Consider the following 17,608-nt stretch of genomic DNA (forward strand, 5'->3'; position numbering starts at 1 on the left):
AATTTCTTACAACTAGTAATATTCAAGTGACAAGCTACTAAAACCCTATACCCTTTTATTTTAATATATAGCAAAATTCTATTATTTAGATTCCCGCTTTCGCGGGAATGACAATTTCAACAGAAACTCCGAGACAAATCTCGAAGAATTATTATTCAATTCCAGTTCATATTACTGCGTTCTTGCCAATAATCTTTTGAATCAACTTTTAATGTCTTGAAAACATCTAATTCCTCTTTTGTAAAACTAAAACTCAAAGCTTTTAAATTTTGTTCTAATTGAATTTTATTAGAAGCACCGCTTAATACATAAGTAGGATTTAAATTATCCATTACAAAACGCAACGCAATCGCATCAAAACCAACCTTATATTTTTCTGAAAGCTGTTTCATAATGGCATACCCTTTTTGATAGCTTGAAAATTTTTTATTTTGAAACACACGACCATTAGCTAAAGCTTCTTTTATAATAACCGTTTTTCCACTTTTAATAAGTTTGCTTAAAACAGGAAAAGTAGATTGTTCGAATACATTGTAGGTTACTTGAAAACTATCAAATAATAACTCTCCATCAATTTCTACTTTCAATGCTGCTTCTAAAACGTCTTTCTGATTATAACCACTGGTAGTGATCCCAATTTGTAATCCTGTTTCTTTTTTTATATTATAAAGCTGATTTAAAACAGCTTGATTTTCTAATAAACCACTTTCAAAAGTTGCCGAATGCACTTGGTAGTACTTTAACTTAGGAAGCATTTCTTTTGAAACTTGCCATTGTTCTATCAACTTTTCTAAAGAATGCTCTTTAACCTCATGTTTACCGCTATAACCTAGTTCCCAATTGGCTTTATAAGTATAACCCCATTTTGTCCCTAAAATAACATCTTCATGATTTTTAGTATTATTCCATTCATTCAAAAAAGCTTCTCCTTTACCATAAGATGGCGCGGTATCAAAATAACGGATACCTAATTTATAAGCTTCATCTAATACTGAAAACGTATTGTTTTTAAACACTTTTTCAGATTTATCAATGGCATCATCTAGTCTAATATTTATATATTCTGGTCTACCCAATGCAGCCAATCCCAGCCCTATTTGTGTATCTAAATTCTTGATAATTATTGTTTTTAATTTGCTTTATTATGAACTGCATGATAACATGGAACAACCCACCTTATGTCTTGCCCATTCTGGTCGTTTTGCAAACCATTTTTCGTTTTCAGGTTGCTCGGCATAGGGTTGTTTTAAAAGCTGAAATAGTTCATCTATTAATTCATAATTCCCTTTTTCAGCGTCATCAATCGCTAATTGCGCCATATAATTACGAAGCACATACTTCGGATTTACAGCATTCATAATTTCCTTTCGTTTTTCTGAAGTGGTTTCTTCTTGCGCTAAACGTTCAGAATAACGTTGAAACCATGCGTTCCATTTTTCTTTTATGTCATCTGAAAGCTCATCAATACTATAAAACGCATCATGAATAATCTTTAATCCTTCAGAAGGTTTTTCTTTATTAAACTCACTTAATTTTCTAAAAAAAATAGTCATATCCGTTTCTGTGAGCAGCAAATTATCTTCTAAATTTTGTATTAAAGAAGTATCGAAAACATCTTCCGTTTCTAATCCTAATTTGGAACGCATCATCTTTAAAGAATTTGCTTCAAAATCTATTTTGTATTGGTCTAAAATACTTTCTAACGCTTCAACATCTTCAATTAAAGGAAAGAGTGCGTTTGCCAATTTATATAAATTCCAAAGTCCGATATTGGGTTGATTTCCGTAACGGTATCTTTTATGTTGTCTATCGGTGGTGTTTGGCGTCCAGCCATAATCGAACCCTTCTAACCAACCATAAGGTCCATAATCTATTGTTAAGCCCAGAATAGACATATTATCGGTATTCATAACACCATGTACAAAACCGACCCGTTGCCAGTGAATAATCATATCTAATGTACGCTTTGTCACTTCTTTAAAAAACGCTAAATAAGTTTCTTTTGAAGGAGTTCCTAAGTGACTAAAAAAATGTTTAATCGTATAATCTACTAATGTTTTCAATGTAGTTATATCCTGCTTTGCTGCAAATATCTCATAACTACCAAACCGTAAAAAGGAAGGGGCTGTTCTACAAACAATCGCTCCTTTTTCATATTCTGGATTACCATTATACAATACATCTCTTAAAACATCATCGCCAGATAAAGCCAAAGACAAAGCTCTAGTTGTTGGCACACCTAGGTGGTGCATCGCTTCACTACACAAATATTCTCTAATAGAAGAACGCAACACTGCTAAACCATCGGCTGTTCTAGAATATGGTGTTTCTCCCGCGCCTTTTAATTGAATTGCCCAATGCTTATTGTCGTGTTGTACTTCGACTAAATTAATAGCGCGTCCATCACCCAATTGTCCTGCCCAATTTCCAAATTGATGCCCTGCATAACACATGGCATATGGTTTTGTATTTGGCAGCACAGCGTTTCCTGTAAAGACATTTAAAAATATTTCACTTTGTGAATCCTGCTCTGAAAGCCCTAAATGTTTTAACATTTCAGGAGATACATGAAGTAACTTAGGGTTTGCTGTTTGCTTTGGTGTTACAAAAGAAAAACATGCTTTCTCAACCTGTCTTCTTGAATTTTCTAAAACAGGATCTGCTGGTAATTCTTTATTAAACGTGTCGTTTATATTTAATTTCATTTACATTCTCCTTTAGACCTATCAGTTCAATATTAAAAAATTGAAAAAACTTTATTTTTTTCCTTCAGTTTGAGACTTCAAGATTATTAAAACCTTGCAGATTAACACTTAAGTTACTTTAATTTATCGGCATGCATTTTTCGTAGTTTTGATAGCTTAGGTGTAATTACAGCACTACAATATCCTTGTGTGGTATTATTTGCATAATAATCTTGATGATAAGCTTCTGCACTATGAAATACGCCAATTTCACTTATTTCTGTAACTATTGGGTTTTCATAATATTGAGCCATTTCTTTAGTAACTATTTCAGCTATTTGCTTTTGACTATCATTATGGTAATAAATTACCGAACGATATTGCGTTCCTATATCTCCTCCTTGACGGTTTAAAGTTGTAGGATCATGGCTTGTCATAAAAACCACCAATAAATCTTTATATGAAATTATATTGGCATCAAAAGTAACTTGTACCACTTCGGCATGTCCAGTTAATCCAGAGCACACTTCTTTATAGGTTGGTGTTCCTGGAACAGTGCCTCCGGTATATCCCGAAACAATTTTTTCTACGCCTTTTATTTCTTTTAAAATAGCTTCAATACACCAAAAGCAACCACCACCAAGTGTTGCTAATTCTAATTTTTTAGTTGTCATTTTTAACGTCTTCCTTTTTTATTATCATAGATTCTGAATTAATACAATATCGCAAACCGCTTGGTTCTGGACCATCAGGAAACACATGTCCTAAATGCGCATCGCAGGTATTACACATAACCTCAACGCGTACCATACCAAAAGCGGTATCTCTTTCATATTTAATAGCGTTTTCTTTAATAGGCTGTGTAAAACTAGGCCAACCCGTACCAGAACTAAACTTAATAGTAGAATCGAACAATGGTGTATTACAACAAACACAATTATACTTACCTGCATCATGAACAGAACATAATGCTCCACTATGTGGACGCTCTGTTCCTTTTTGTCTGGTAATTCTAAATTGTTCTGAGGTTAATTGAGATTGCCATTCGGCATCTGTTTTTTCAACACGTTTATCTGGAGTTGGATTTCCGTTTACAGAAAAATTGATGATTTCTTTCCAAGTTAGCATAATATGGTTCCTTTCTTTTTTTAGTTAATTATAATATGCTTTTTCAATCTAAATATAGTCGAAAATTTTTCAAATAAATTACACTTTAACTTCTTTTAAACTATTTGAAAGTATGAATAAAATTTACGACGAATTATTACGTTACTTTATATTGTCAAAGTTTAGTATTTTTACTAAATAAACTGCTATAATTTATGGATAAACTTATTGTTGAAGCCGAAAAATACGCAACTACTCTTCTAACTGAAGCATTAGATGCTTCATTTATATATCACAACTTAACACATACACTACGTGTTGTTGAAAAAGCAAAAGAATTGGCAGAGCAATGCAGTTTAACCGATTTAGAAAAAAACATATTAACAATTGCGACTTGGTTTCATGATACGGGCTATACAAAAAATGTAAAAAAACATGAAGAAGAAAGTGTTGCGATTGCAAAAGCCTTTTTAAGTTCTCAAAATTGTCCCGAAAATAATATTAAAGCTGTTTGTGATTTGATTTTGGCAACAACAATTAATCACATTCCCCAAAATTTATCAGAAAAAATAATAAGAGATGCCGATTGTGCTCATATTGGTAGTAAGAATTATATCGAAGTATCAGAATTACTGAGAAAAGAATGGGAACTCACTTGTAATAAAACGTTAACTGAATTAGAATGGTTAAATGAGAATATAAACTTTTTATCAACTAAACATAAATTTCACACCAATCAAGCAGCTTTAAATTGGGGTAAAAGAAAAAGTAAAAACCTTTCAGAATTACTTAAAGCTAAAAAAAAACTTGACATTGATAGCAAAAAACTTAAACAAAAAAAAGAAGCATTAACTTTTAAGAAAAACAAAATAGAATTGCCTGAGCGCGGTATTGAAACCATGTTTAGAGTTACCCTAAAAAACCACATAACTCTTAGCAATATTGCAGATACTAAAGCTAATATTTTACTTTCCGTTAATGCTATTATTGTGTCATTAGTCTTAGCAAACCTTATTCCTAAATTAGATAATCCATCTAACCATTATCTTATAATTCCAACGGCTATTTTTGTGTTAGCGACTGTTACTTCTATTATTTTATCTGTTTTAGCAACTAGACCTAATGTTACTAGCGGTGAATTTAATAAGGAAGATGTTGTTAATAAAAAAGTGAATTTGTTGTTCTTTGGAAACTTTCATAAGATGAGTCTTAAAGACTTTGAATGGGCTATGGGAGAAATGATGCAAGACAAAGAATACTTATACTCATCAATGAAAAAAGATTTATATTTTCTAGGACTTGTTTTGAATAAAAAATACAAAATCCTTAGACTTACTTACTCTGTTTTTATGATAGGTATTATAATAAGCGTTATTGCTTTTACAATCGCTTTTCAATATTCAGGAAGAGTTTAAGCCTTAATCTCTTTCATTAAATCATCATAAGTATAGAACGATTTGTCTTCTTCACTTTTATGATACAGTACACTTACTCGAATGGCTTTCAAGCCTGTTACCGATTGTAAATCTTGTAATTCAACTATTTCAATATCAGCATCTAAATAATGTTTAGACTGAAGGAATTTAATATACCTTAAATATTCTATCTCATCTTGTTTTTGAGAATACACAATACTAATTTTACCTTTTTGAGTAACACGTTCTTTAGAGCCTTTTATATAGGCTTTATCTACACGCTTTTTTACAATTTCGTATCTAGCATTATAGGTGCCATCTACATCAAATTGTTTTTCATCCATTCTAAAACTTATTGATAATGGTTGATTAAATACTAAAATCATAGAAGCTACGTCAAGTGATATTGGGAATTTAGATTGCATTTGATAAAATGAATTTTCCATTTCGCACATCACTTGTAATTGCCATAACCTCAAATTAAACAAATAAATTGGATTAAAACTATCTTCTTTAGTTATTGCCTCTCCTATATACATATTATGCTCTACACCATCCGTTTTAAATCGCTCAAAATAATGTGGATACATAGCCTGTGCTTCTACTTGTTTTTTATCTAAAAGTGATGCCATTTCCTTATTAATTAAGGCTACTGTTTCATCATAATCTTTTCTATGGCTGTAAAGCACATTTACTTTATCATCAATATTTTCAAAATAAGTGTTGATTTCTTGTTTTAATGCATCTAAAGTATAAAGGTGCTTAAACACAGGGGCTATCTCTTGCTTAAAAAACTCAGAAATCTGTTGCTCACTATCTACTTGAAAATGATTATTTATACCGTCTAAATAATCATTAATTTGATAAATATACTGATCATATATTGGCAAAGCTTCAATGCGTGATGCACTTGTAAAAATACTTTTTACAGCATGTAGTTGAAGCGTTAAATCTTGTTTTGTTGCCTCATTTCTTGCTTCCGAAGACCCTTTTATATCTATTTGTCCATATAAAGGATAAACATCATCAAATGCTATTTTCTTAAAAACAGCTTGTTCTCCACTAAACTCTGCGTGAATAAAATTTTTAGCTTCCTTTTGAAATCGCCACCTTACACTAGGATGAATTGAAGTACATTCTTTTTGAATAATAGCTTCAATCAAATTTTCTTCTTCATTTTTTGAACGCTCAACTGCTGATACAATATAAGGCATCACATCAATGAGCTTATTAGCATTTACACTATTGAGTACTTTCGGTTTATCTGACACAATTTCTATTATCCCCAATAAACCATCTTCATTTGCTATAGGTGCAAAAATTACACTTTTAACACCCTGCTCATATAAAGCCTTTACTTGAGGCGCTTGTACTTTTGGATACTGCTTTAGTTTTTCAATTTTTTTATCAATATCAGATATTGCAAAGTATTTATTTTCTTCTATTAATCGTTCATAAGACTTTCCACATAAAGACTCTGAACAAGAAGCACTTTCGTTTCCGTTTAACAAAAAACTATTCATACCGGCACCATAAACAAGTTCGAATGTGTTTTCTGCTTTATTGTATATAGAAAAGCCAACTTTAATATCTTTTAAGCCAAAAAGCGATCTGAAAATTTCGTGAAACTTTTCTACAAAACTCTTATCCTTACGTCTATCTTCTCCAATTAAACTCGATTTAATATTTGATATAGACTGATCTTCAGTTACATCGAATATATTTGAGATAACAAATCCTTTAAAAACATAGCTATTTGGAGGGAACTTTTCTTTCCATAAATCTATATTATTAAAATTATCTAATAATTCATCATAATCTTCTTGAGCTAATTTAACGGCGTTCTCGGTTGGTATAATTTCACAAAAATCGGCATTATATAATATTTTATAATAACGCATAACGCCATCTTTATCTGGTATTTGATAATAAAATGGACGTTTAAAATTTATGACGTAACCATAACAAAAATTTAAAATGATGGTACATGCAATAATATACATATCATCATTTGGCATATTTTTTATTTCAAGTTCAAAATCTTCACCAGCATTTTTAATAATATTTTTAAAACGTTCTGATGAATTAAAATTTAAGTTATGTAAAGGAACAGAAGCCGTTTTAATTTCGTTTTGAGTTAAAAGAGGATTAAAAGTATCATGAAGTATCAGGTTTATCTCCTTTTCCCTTTTTTTTAATACAGACATATCACTAAAACCCGTTCGTAATTCGGGATAACTATCCACACTCTTTAAAATACGGTTAGCATTAGCTACAATAAATTCGTCACCACTTTTGGTTAAAGTTTCATATTGCTCTAATAGCTTATTAAAACTTACCTGCAAGTTTAATGGCGATTCAATATTATCATTAAGATCCATAATATTATAATTCTTATAGTACAAATTTACAAATTATTGGTTTAGTCGATATACACTAGACTTCTTAACAATAAAATTGTTACAAATTGCAGCTGTTATTTATATTTAAATATAGAAGAAATAAAAAGAGACTGTCTTTTAAGACAGTCTCTTTTAGGTTTATTAATTTCAGGTTTTAGTTAAAACCCTTTATTTAAAACATAAGCCGCATCATTCCAGCGAAGCTCTTGCTTAAATCTGTATAAATCTGTTTTTTCATCTATCAATAAAAACTCGATATCCATTATTTCAGCAAAATCTTCTAAAGACTCCGCAGAAATATTTTGACTATAACATGTATGATGTGCACCTCCAGCATAAATCCATGCAGCAGCAGCAGTTTGTAAATCTGGTTTAGCATCCCAAAGTACACGAGCTACTGGAAGTTTCGGTAAATCATTTTTAATTTCAACAGCTTCAACAGTATTTACAAGCATTCTAAAACGATTGCCCATATCTACAACAGAAGCATTTAGAGCTTTTCCTGCACCACCGTTAAACACTAATCTTACAGGATCTTCTTTTCCTCCAATTCCTAACGGATGAATTTCACAAGACACATCGCCTTTTGCAATCGATGGACAAATTTCTAACATATGAGACCCTAAACATGTTGTGTTATCTGGATCGAAATGATACGTATAATCTTCCATAAAACTATTTCCACCTTCTAATCCAGCACCCATAACTTTCATGGTACGTACTAAGGCTGAAGTTTTCCAATCACCTTCACCTCCAAAACCGTAACCACTAGCCATTAAGCGTTGTGTTGCAATACCTGGTAATTGTTTCATACCATGTAAATCTTCAAAGGTATCCGTAAAAGCTGTATAACCCCCTTCTTCTAAAAAGGCACGCATTCCTAATTCTATTTTAGCGGCATCTTTTAAAGCTGATCGCATCGTGCCATCAGTTTTAATTTTTGCTGCCATCACATAGGTATCGTCATATTCCTGAACAAGTCTATCAACTTGAGCATCTGATATGCCATCAATATATTTTACTAAATCGCCAACACCATAACCATTAACTTCATACCCAAATTTAATTTGAGCAGATACTTTGTTTCCATCGGTTACAGCAACATGTCTCATATTGTCTCCAAAACGAGCCACCTTCATCTTTCTACTATCTGCTACTGCATTAGCAACACGACACCAGTCAGCAACTTTAGCAATCACTTTCTCATTTTGCCAATGCCCGACAACCACTTTACGATTTAATCGCATTCTTGAAGCTATAAATCCAAACTCACGACCACCATGAGCCGATTGATTTAAATTCATAAAATCCATATCAATAGAATTCCATGGAATATCTCTATTAAATTGTGTATGCAAATGCAAAAATGGTTTTTGTAACGCATTTAAACCAGCTATCCACATTTTAGCGGGTGAAAATGTATGCATCCAAGTAATAATACCAATACAAGTATCATCATTATTTGCAGCTTTACAAATAGCATGAATCTCTTCTGGAGATTTCACTGTTGGTTTAAAAATTACATTTGCAGGTATCGTTGTATTTGCTGAATAAGCATTTGCAATTTCCTTTGAATGTTCGGCTACTTGTTTAAGGGTTTCAGCCCCGTATAAATCTTGACTTCCGGTTACAAACCAAATGTCTCCTTGTTTTAAATTAATCATTATTTTTAAAAAATTATTCTATGATAAATAAATATAAAGCGCAACAACCGCAGCAACAACCCCATAACCAACTGGTTTTAGGTGTTTCCATGGTGTAATATCAACTTGTTTGGTATAAACTTGTTCGTAATCTGTTTCTCTTGGATAAAACTTACTTACAACAAACATGATAACTATTGTTAATACAAAAAGAATACCCATAAGATGCAAGAAACTAATATCTGGTTTAATTACATATAAAGTAACTAAATAAGTAACTACACTAAATAAAATAGCAATATTTGCCGCTTTACCTGAAACACGTTTAGAGAATATCCCAACAATTACTATTGCTAAAATAGGCACACTGTGTGTTCCATTTAATTCTTGTAGATATGTAAAAATACCTCCTTCTACACCATAGAGTAAAGGTGCAATTCCCATTGAGAATAATGCTAGAACAATACCAAAAGTTTTTCCAGCTTTTACTGTTTGCTTCTCTGACGCATCTTGATTTATATATTCTTTATAAAAATCTATACCAAATAACGTTACCGAACTATTTAATGCACTATTAAAAGAACTTAATATCGCACCAAAAAGCACTGCTGCAAAGAAACCAATAAATGCTACTGGTAATACAGCTTTTACTACCATAGGATATGCTTCATCTGCATTTGTTAAATCACCATTAAAAAGATAAAAAGCAATAATACCTGGTAATACTACTATAAATGGCCCTAATATTTTTATAAACGCAGCTAATAAAAGTCCTTTTTGACCTTCTTTTAAATTTTTAGCCCCAAGAGCCCTTTGAATAATAGCTTGATTGGTTCCCCAATAATAAAAGTTTACAATAATCATTCCAGTAAAAAGTGTCCAGAAAGGCACATCAGAATCTGGTCCACCAATAATATCAAATTTCTCTGGAAGTGCTGTAGTTAATGTTTTTAATCCTTTAAACACATTACCATCACCAATTTTCATTAAACCAAAAATTGGAATTAAAGACCCTCCAATAATTAATCCAACCGCATTAATAGAATCTGATACAGCAACCGCTTTAAGACCTCCAAAAATAGCATAAATACTACCAATTATTCCTATAGCCCATACAGTTACCCAAAGCGCTGGCTCTGGTTCCATACCTATCATCTCTGGAATATCAAACATGGTATTTATTGCTAATGCGCCCGAATACAATACAGTAGGCAGCATAGATATGGCGTAACCTAATAAGAATAATAACGAGACAATGGTTTTAGTGCTTTTACCGTAGCGGTTTTCTAAAAACTGAGGTATTGTAGCAATCCCACTTTTAAGATATCTAGGAAGTAATACAAATGCTGTAAACACCATGGCTATAGCAGCAACAACCTCATATGCCATAATTGGAATACCATCTCTAAAAGAGACACCATTCATACCTACAATCTGCTCAGTTGATAAATTAGTAAGTAACAAGGATCCTGCAATAACTGGACCTGTTAAACTTCTACCTCCTAGAAAATAGCCGTCTGAGGAAGTTTCATCGGTTTTTCTAGTAGACCACCATGCTATAACAGCAACAAGTAAGGTAAAGGCAACAAAAGATAAAATACTCATATTTATTTAGTTTAAATTAATATTTAGGTTAATTGGTATATTTTTATGCTTAACATCCTTGTCCGTAATAAGCATCTGTTCCATGCTTACGCTCAAAATGTTTCTTTTTTAATGCATCTTTCAAAATAACAGCATTTGGATTAATCTGCAAAGTTAAATATGCCATTTTTGCAACTTCTTCACAAACCGCACTATTATAAACAGCTTTTGCAGCAGTAGCACCCCAAGTAAATGGCGCATGATTACCAACTAAAATCATTCCTATTTCATTATAATCTAAACCACGTTCTTTTAAGCAATCTATAATTTGATAACCCGTCATGTGCTCATAATCGCCAGCAATATATTCATCCTTCATTGGTGGTGCGCATGGAATATTAGAAATTAAATGATCGGCATGTGTGGTCCCAAAAATAGGCACATCTTTAATAGCTTGAGCCCAAGCAGTTCCGTAGGTAGAATGTGTATGTACTACACCTCCAATATCACTCCACTCTTTATATAAAACAGCATGTGTTTTTGTGTCAGAAGAAGGCCTCATAGCCCCTTCCACTATTTTAGCATCAAAATCACAAATCACCATATCTTCTGGTTTTAAATCTACATATGGCACACCACTAGGTTTTATTGCAAACACGCCTTTATCTCTATCAACAGCACTTGCATTACCAAATGTAAATAATACTAAACCCAATTCTGGAAGCTCCATATTAGCTTCGTAAGCTTCTTCTTTTAATGTTTTATAGATACTCATAATTTTATTATTGCATGATATGATTTTCCATAGCAACGCATAATTCGCTATAGTTTTTATATACTTCTTTGTAGGCTTCTACATTTTCTATAATAGGTTCGTAAACCTTTTCAAAAGGACTTGCCATTGCATTCATTGCTGATTCGGTATCTTGATATACACCAGCGGCAACTGCTCCAAAAACAGAAGCGCCTAGTGCACATGCTTGTTCTGATTGCGCTACTTTTATTGGAGAATTTAGTACATCTGCCATAACTTGCATAACAAAAGATGATTTTTTTGCAATCCCACCTAATGCAATGACACCTTTTACAGGAATACCTTCACTTATAAATCTATCGGCTATTTTTTTAGCTCCGAAGCAAGAGGCTTCTACTAAGGCTCTAAATACCTTAGGAGATGTACTTCCTAAATTAATCCCAGAAATTACACCTTTTAAATTTTGATTAGCATCGGGAGTTCTTCTACCATTCATCCAATCTAAAGCTAATTCTCCTGAAGCACCAATAGGTTCTTTCGAGGCCGCTTCACTTAATTTTGGAAGAATATTTGCAATAGATTCTTCAACTAACTTTGCTTTTATGTCCTCACTAATTAAACTAGAGTTTCCTATTAATTCTATAATTGGCCAAGAAATTAAACGTTCATACCAAGCATATATGTCGCCAAAAGCAGACTGACCAGCTTCTAAGCCTAACATATTTGGAATAACAGAACCATCTACTTGTCCGCAAATACCTTTTACTAAATGTTCTTCTTCCTGTAAGGGTGTTACTAAAATATCACAGGTTGAAGTTCCCATTACCTTTGTTAAATAATAAGGCTCAATATTTACACCAACAGCTCCCATATGACAATCGAAAGCACCAACAGCAACTTCTACAGAAGTTGATAATCCTAATCGTTTTGCCCATTCGTCAGAAAGAGTTCCAACAGAAACATCCGATGTATAGGTTTCTTTAAACAATCTATCGGTTAAACCATCTAAAACTGGATCTAGAGCAACAAAAAAATCATTTGGAGGCAAACCGCCAAAAGATTCATGCCATAATGCTTTATGTCCTGCAGCACAACGGCTACGTTTCATTTGTGTTACATCATTCCCTCCTGTTAATAAAAAGGGTACCCAATCGCAATGTTCTACCCAAGAATAGGCTGCATTTAAAACCGCTTTATCTGCTCTTGATACATGTAATATTTTAGACCAAAACCATTCTGAAGAATAAATACCACCTTCAAACTGAGAATAATCTATATCCCATTTTGCGCATAAATCATTTATTTCATCAGCTTCTTTAATACCTGTATGATCTTTCCACAATACAAACATAGCATTTGGGTTTTCTTCAAACCCATTTAATAAGGCTAATGGCGTTCCTGATTTATCTACTGCTACAGGTGTAGACCCTGTAGTATCGACACCAATACCAACTATATTTTTCACAACATCATCAGACACCTGAGACACTACTGCTTTTATAGTATTCTCTATACCCTCAATATAGTCTAAAGGATGTTGTCTGAATTTATTTTTTGAAGGCTCACAATATTCACCACTTTTCCATCGTGCATAATAATGAACGGCCGTAGCCATTTCTTCTCCTGTTATTGTATTTACTATTAAGGCTCTCACTGAATCTGAGCCAAAATCCATTCCTATGGTATATTTTACTTCACTCATAATATTAATCTAAATAGATTTTTATTCTGCATTGCAAGATAAGACTTATTTATATAAGTGTAACAAATACGCTTATAACATTTCAATCAAAAAAAACAACTTTATAAAAAGTTATTTTTTGTTACTTATAAATTAAAGTTTTGTTCTTTATTATAAAGTGCTTCATCAAAATAATAAAAATATGCTCCTTTTCTAGATTCTGACATATCTTTTTCATCTAATTTTACTAAAAACTTCATTTGAAATACTTTTCTTCTAAAGTTTCTTTTATCAATGGTTTCATTTAAAATACCTTCATAAAGCATTTGCAACTGAGGCAATGTAAATTTTTGAGGTAATAAATTAAATGCAATTGGAAAATTTCTAACACGTCTTCTTAATCGTCTTATTGCCGATTCTACCATATCTCTATGATCAAAAACAAGTTCTGGAAGCTCATCAATTGGAAACCATTTTGTATTGTAAGCACTCACTTTTTCTTCATCGTACTCCGATTTTAAAATCATAGCACTATATGTTGTCGATATCACACGACCCGATGTATCTCTATTGGCTTTACCCCAAGTACGAACCTGTTCCATATAAATATTCTGTAAACCAGATAAATTATATAGAACTCTATTGGCGGCTTCATCTAGATCTTCATCATTACCAATGAAACCGCCAATTAGAGACCACTTACCTTTTTCAGGTTCAAAACCTCTGTGAATTAAAAGCAACTCTAACCTATTATCATTAAAGCCAAAAATAATACAATCAACAGCTAACTTTAACTTTTGTGTTTCTTCGTATATTCTACTCTCAATTCTCATGGCTAACAATCAATAACTAATAATTATTGATTTCCTTTTTTGTAATCTTCTAAAAACTTAGCTAATCCACTATCAGTTAAAGGGTGTCTTAACAATCCTTTTATAGCCGATAATGGTCCTGTCATAACATCAGAACCTAATTTAGCACAGTCAATTATATGCATGGTGTGACGTACTGATGCTGCTAAAATTTCAGTTTCGAAACCATAGTTATCATATATCAATCTTATTTCAGAAATCAGATTCAAACCATCTGTAGAAATATCATCCAATCTACCTATAAAAGGAGACACATAAGTAGCACCTGCTTTAGCAGCTAATAAAGCTTGACCAACTGAAAATACTAATGTTACATTGGTTCTAATACCCTTATCAGAGAAATATTTACAAGCCTTAATTCCATCAGCAATTAAAGGTAATTTCACAACAATTTGTGGGTGTAATGCAGCTAATGCCTCACCTTCTTTAACCATACCTTCAAAGTCTGTAGAAATAACTTCAGCACTTACATCACCTTCTACTAAATCACATATTTTTTGGTAATGTGCTAAAATATTTTCAGCTCCTGTAATACCCTCTTTTGCCATTAATGATGGGTTTGTTGTAACACCATCTAACACGCCTAAAGCTTGAGCTTCTGCAATATCATTTAAATTTGCTGTATCAATAAAAAATTTCATATCTCTAGTTTTTATACTGTTTTTAAATATTCTAATACTTGTTTGCTTACTTTTTCACCTGTAAAACCAAACTTATCATCTAGTACAGTTGCTGGTGCAGAATACCCAAAGTGATCTAATCCAAACACTTTTCCGTTATCTCCAACCAATCCTTCTAAGTTCACAGGTAATCCTGCTGTTAAACCAAATAATGGTTTGTTTTTAGGAATCACATTATTTTGATACTCTTTAGATTGCAATCTAAATACGCCTTCTGAAATTACAGAAGCAATATTTACTTTCAATCCGTTTTCAGATTCTAAAATTTCAGCTGCTGCAAATAAAGTTGCTACTTCTGATCCGTTTGCTACTAAAACAACATCTGGATTTTCTACTTCTTTTACTAAATAACCACCTTTTTCAGCAGCTAAAGCATCACTATATCTTGAAGTTCCTATTGCTGGTAAATCTTTAATACCTTGTCTAGATAAAATCAAACCTGAAGGTGTAGACGTATTTTCTAAGGCCATTTTCCAAGCTACGCTAGTTTCTGCTGAATCAGCAGGACGTAATGCTAAGAAACTTGGTTTACCACTATGGTTTTTAAGCTTTTCTAACAAACGAATTTGTGCTTCTTGCTCTACTGGTTGATGTGTTGGTCCATCCTCTCCTACTCTAAATGCATCATGAGTCCACACATATTTCACAGGTAATTCTTGAATACCACTCAAACGAATAGCTGGTTTCATATAATCTGAAAACACAAAAAACGTTGCTACTACTGGAATAATTCCACCGTGTAAAGCTAATCCGTTTGCAATACAAGCCATCGTTAATTCGGCAACACCTGCCTGTAAGAAGGATCCTGAGAAATCTCCTTTCTTAAGCGCATGTGTTTTCTTTAAGAATCCATCGGTTTTATCACTATTAGATAAATCGGCAGAAGACACAATCATGTTTTCTACATGTTCTGCTAAATAAGCTAACACCCCTGAAGATGCTGCTCTAGAGGCTAATCCTGCTTTATGCTCTATAGATTCAAAATCTAATTCTGGCAATTCTCCAGATAAGAAGAAATCTAATTTAGCTGCCAGCCCTTCATTTGCTTGCCTCCAAGCCTCAATCTCTGCTTTTTTCTCAGCTGCTTTAGCAACTTTTTCTTTTAATATATCTTTATAGTAAGCACTTACATCTTCGTAAATATCAAACGGACTTTCTGGGTTTGCTCCTAAGTTTAATAAAGTTTTTGTATAATCTGCTCCTGTATGTCCAATTGGCTGACCGTGTAATTCACACTCTCCTTCAAACATAGCACCTTCAGCAGTAACACAACCTTTACCCATGATTGTTTTACCAATTATTAAGGTTGGTTTCTCTGTTTCATTATTAGCATCAGCTAATGCTTTTCTTATTTCATCATGATTATGACCATCAATTGTAACTACTTTCCATCCCCAAGCTTCATACTTCATTGCTGTATCCTCGGTAGTCACCTCATCAGTAGAAGTTGACAATTGAATATCGTTAGAATCGAAAAACATAATAAAGTTACTTAACCCTAAATGCCCTGCAATTCTACCAGCTCCTTGAGAAATCTCTTCTTGTACACCACCATCAGAAATAAAACCATATATTTTATGATTCATCCAATCACCAAAACGAGCTGCTAAAAATTTTGCTCCAATAGCCGCACCAATTCCCATAGTATGACCTTGACCTAATGGTCCTGATGTATTTTCAATACCTCTTGACACTTCAACTTCTGGGTGACCTGGTGTATTTGAACCCCATTGTCTAAAATTAGCAACATCATTTTTTTCATAATTACCTAAAAGATAATATTGTGCATACATTAAAGTAGACAAATGCCCTGCATCCATAAAAAAACGGTCTCTAAAAGCCCATGTCATATCAGATGGATCGAAATTAAAGAACTCTGAATATAAAATATGCATAAAATCTGCACCTCCCATTGGTCCTCCTGGGTGTCCTGAATTCGCTTTCTCTACCATTGCCACAGCTAATGCTCTAATGTTATCTGCTGCTTGTTGATCTAATTTTTTGTTCATTTCAATTTTGGTTAATTTAATAGCTTGTTGTGTATTTTTGATTTAATTTCTATTATATATTTAAGTTGTCGAAAAAAACTAAAAAAATTTTACTACAAAACCCTTTACTAAATACAATAGAAACTTATATTTGCAAATATATAACAAAAAATTCATAAGTGTTACAAAAACACTTATGAATTTTTTGTTTTTAAATGTTTCCCAAGGATTAAAATTTATCTAAATTAAGTTTTTCTAAATCGGTCATTTTAATTATTTTAGAGGGATTAAAATCAGCACTCATCATATAGTTTAATATGCTGTAACGGAGTTATATTGCAACAGGTCTTTTTTCCATATCTGATATTAAAACCATAGAAGAAAAAATCAATTTCGCTTTTTCATCATTGACTTCAAAAACAGTAGACAAATCCAACCACTGCCAATCGGTATGTGTGCTTGTTGGAAAACTATTAAAAGCTGAATGTTATTCATTTAACAATAAACCCATACTTGCTGGTTGATCTGGAAAATGTACTGGACTCCAAAACACTGGAACAAAACGTCCTTCTATCCCTTTTAATGTTTTAGGATTAGGGCTAAGATTGAACATCACATAATTATTTATAACAGGCTCTAAATTGTTTGGTTTTCCAATACCAAAATCATCTAAAGTTCTAGGTAAATTAATTGTATCGCATTCTAATTTTGATTTTGCCCAATTATCATTTTCACCAACATTTAAAGAATCTAACTTAACCTGCCATTCACCTGTCAAGTCTAATTTATTCTCAACTA

At 32.5% G+C, this 17,608-nt stretch carries 14 protein-coding genes; 1 reads left to right on the forward strand and 13 read right to left on the reverse strand.

What is annotated here, in order from left to right; genetic code table 11:
* Positions 1–155: 155 nt before the first annotated feature.
* The 4 genes from RHP49_04440 to msrB all read right to left on the reverse strand — a co-directional run bounded on the left by RHP49_04440 (position 156) and on the right by msrB (position 3,812).
* The gene (locus tag RHP49_04440; protein WNH13508.1) at positions 156–1,085 is read right to left on the reverse strand and encodes an aldo/keto reductase; all 930 of its coding nucleotides are present in this window, start codon (positions 1,083–1,085) and stop codon (positions 156–158) included.
* Positions 1,086–1,142: 57 nt separating this feature from the next.
* A complete protein-coding gene (locus tag RHP49_04445; protein WNH13509.1) occupies positions 1,143–2,705 on the reverse strand; it encodes a YdiU family protein in 1,563 nt (520 codons plus the stop codon).
* A 113-nt stretch (positions 2,706–2,818) separates the two neighbouring features.
* A complete protein-coding gene (msrA, locus tag RHP49_04450) occupies positions 2,819–3,358 on the reverse strand; it encodes a peptide-methionine (S)-S-oxide reductase MsrA (GenBank protein WNH13510.1) in 540 nt (179 codons plus the stop codon).
* Positions 3,348–3,812, reverse strand: coding sequence for a peptide-methionine (R)-S-oxide reductase MsrB (gene msrB / locus RHP49_04455; protein ID WNH13511.1), 465 nt, complete (start codon positions 3,810–3,812; stop codon positions 3,348–3,350). The genes msrA and msrB overlap by 11 nt, the downstream gene beginning before the upstream one ends.
* A gap of 194 nt (positions 3,813–4,006) precedes the next feature.
* On the opposite strand from msrB, the gene RHP49_04460 reads away from it, so the two are divergent.
* Positions 4,007–5,206 (forward strand): DUF5706 domain-containing protein, encoded by a 1,200-nt coding sequence (locus RHP49_04460; GenBank protein ID WNH13512.1) that lies wholly within the window; start codon positions 4,007–4,009, stop codon positions 5,204–5,206.
* Here the strand turns inward: RHP49_04460 and RHP49_04465 are convergent.
* The 9 genes from RHP49_04465 to RHP49_04505 form a co-directional block, all read right to left on the reverse strand.
* Positions 5,203–7,587 (reverse strand): GAF domain-containing protein, encoded by a 2,385-nt coding sequence (locus tag RHP49_04465; protein ID WNH13513.1) that lies wholly within the window; start codon positions 7,585–7,587, stop codon positions 5,203–5,205. The genes RHP49_04460 and RHP49_04465 overlap by 4 nt on opposite strands.
* Before the next feature lie 179 nt (positions 7,588–7,766).
* Positions 7,767–9,272: an L-arabinose isomerase gene (araA, locus tag RHP49_04470; GenBank protein ID WNH13514.1), complete on the reverse strand. Its 1,506-nt coding sequence runs from the start codon at positions 9,270–9,272 to the stop codon at positions 7,767–7,769.
* Positions 9,273–9,290: 18 nt separating this feature from the next.
* The gene (locus RHP49_04475) at positions 9,291–10,856 is read right to left on the reverse strand and encodes a solute:sodium symporter family transporter (protein ID WNH13515.1); all 1,566 of its coding nucleotides are present in this window, start codon (positions 10,854–10,856) and stop codon (positions 9,291–9,293) included.
* A gap of 49 nt (positions 10,857–10,905) precedes the next feature.
* Positions 10,906–11,613: an L-ribulose-5-phosphate 4-epimerase gene (locus RHP49_04480; protein ID WNH14376.1), complete on the reverse strand. Its 708-nt coding sequence runs from the start codon at positions 11,611–11,613 to the stop codon at positions 10,906–10,908.
* Between the two features lie 4 nt (positions 11,614–11,617).
* Positions 11,618–13,291, reverse strand: coding sequence for a ribulokinase (locus RHP49_04485; GenBank protein ID WNH13516.1), 1,674 nt, complete (start codon positions 13,289–13,291; stop codon positions 11,618–11,620).
* A 125-nt stretch (positions 13,292–13,416) separates the two neighbouring features.
* Positions 13,417–14,103, reverse strand: a complete 687-nt coding sequence (locus RHP49_04490) for an NUDIX domain-containing protein (GenBank protein ID WNH13517.1) — start codon at positions 14,101–14,103, stop codon at positions 13,417–13,419.
* Between the two features lie 23 nt (positions 14,104–14,126).
* The gene (fsa, locus tag RHP49_04495; protein ID WNH13518.1) at positions 14,127–14,783 is read right to left on the reverse strand and encodes a fructose-6-phosphate aldolase; all 657 of its coding nucleotides are present in this window, start codon (positions 14,781–14,783) and stop codon (positions 14,127–14,129) included.
* Between the two features lie 11 nt (positions 14,784–14,794).
* Positions 14,795–16,831, reverse strand: coding sequence for a transketolase (locus tag RHP49_04500; GenBank protein WNH13519.1), 2,037 nt, complete (start codon positions 16,829–16,831; stop codon positions 14,795–14,797).
* Positions 16,832–17,297: 466 nt separating this feature from the next.
* The gene (locus RHP49_04505; GenBank protein WNH13520.1) at positions 17,298–17,588 is read right to left on the reverse strand and encodes a hypothetical protein; all 291 of its coding nucleotides are present in this window, start codon (positions 17,586–17,588) and stop codon (positions 17,298–17,300) included.
* Positions 17,589–17,608 lie beyond the last annotated feature (20 nt).

This window comes from Flavobacteriaceae bacterium HL-DH10 (assembly GCA_031826515.1).
Classification (GTDB): Bacteria; Bacteroidota; Bacteroidia; order Flavobacteriales; family Flavobacteriaceae; genus Thalassobellus; species Thalassobellus suaedae.

Coding starts and splice junctions, on each gene's coding strand:
- RHP49_04445 (WNH13509.1), bottom strand. CDS start 2,705: ATGAAATTAAATATAAACGACACGTTTAATAAAGAATTACCAGCAGAT.
- msrA (WNH13510.1), bottom strand. CDS start 3,358: ATGACAACTAAAAAATTAGAATTAGCAACACTTGGTGGTGGTTGCTTT.
- msrB (WNH13511.1), bottom strand. CDS start 3,812: ATGCTAACTTGGAAAGAAATCATCAATTTTTCTGTAAACGGAAATCCA.
- RHP49_04460 (WNH13512.1), top strand. CDS start 4,007: ATGGATAAACTTATTGTTGAAGCCGAAAAATACGCAACTACTCTTCTA.
- RHP49_04465 (WNH13513.1), bottom strand. CDS start 7,587: ATGGATCTTAATGATAATATTGAATCGCCATTAAACTTGCAGGTAAGT.
- araA (WNH13514.1), bottom strand. CDS start 9,272: ATGATTAATTTAAAACAAGGAGACATTTGGTTTGTAACCGGAAGTCAA.
- RHP49_04475 (WNH13515.1), bottom strand. CDS start 10,856: ATGAGTATTTTATCTTTTGTTGCCTTTACCTTACTTGTTGCTGTTATA.
- RHP49_04485 (WNH13516.1), bottom strand. CDS start 13,291: ATGAGTGAAGTAAAATATACCATAGGAATGGATTTTGGCTCAGATTCA.
- RHP49_04490 (WNH13517.1), bottom strand. CDS start 14,103: ATGAGAATTGAGAGTAGAATATACGAAGAAACACAAAAGTTAAAGTTA.
- fsa (WNH13518.1), bottom strand. CDS start 14,783: ATGAAATTTTTTATTGATACAGCAAATTTAAATGATATTGCAGAAGCT.
- RHP49_04500 (WNH13519.1), bottom strand. CDS start 16,831: ATGAACAAAAAATTAGATCAACAAGCAGCAGATAACATTAGAGCATTA.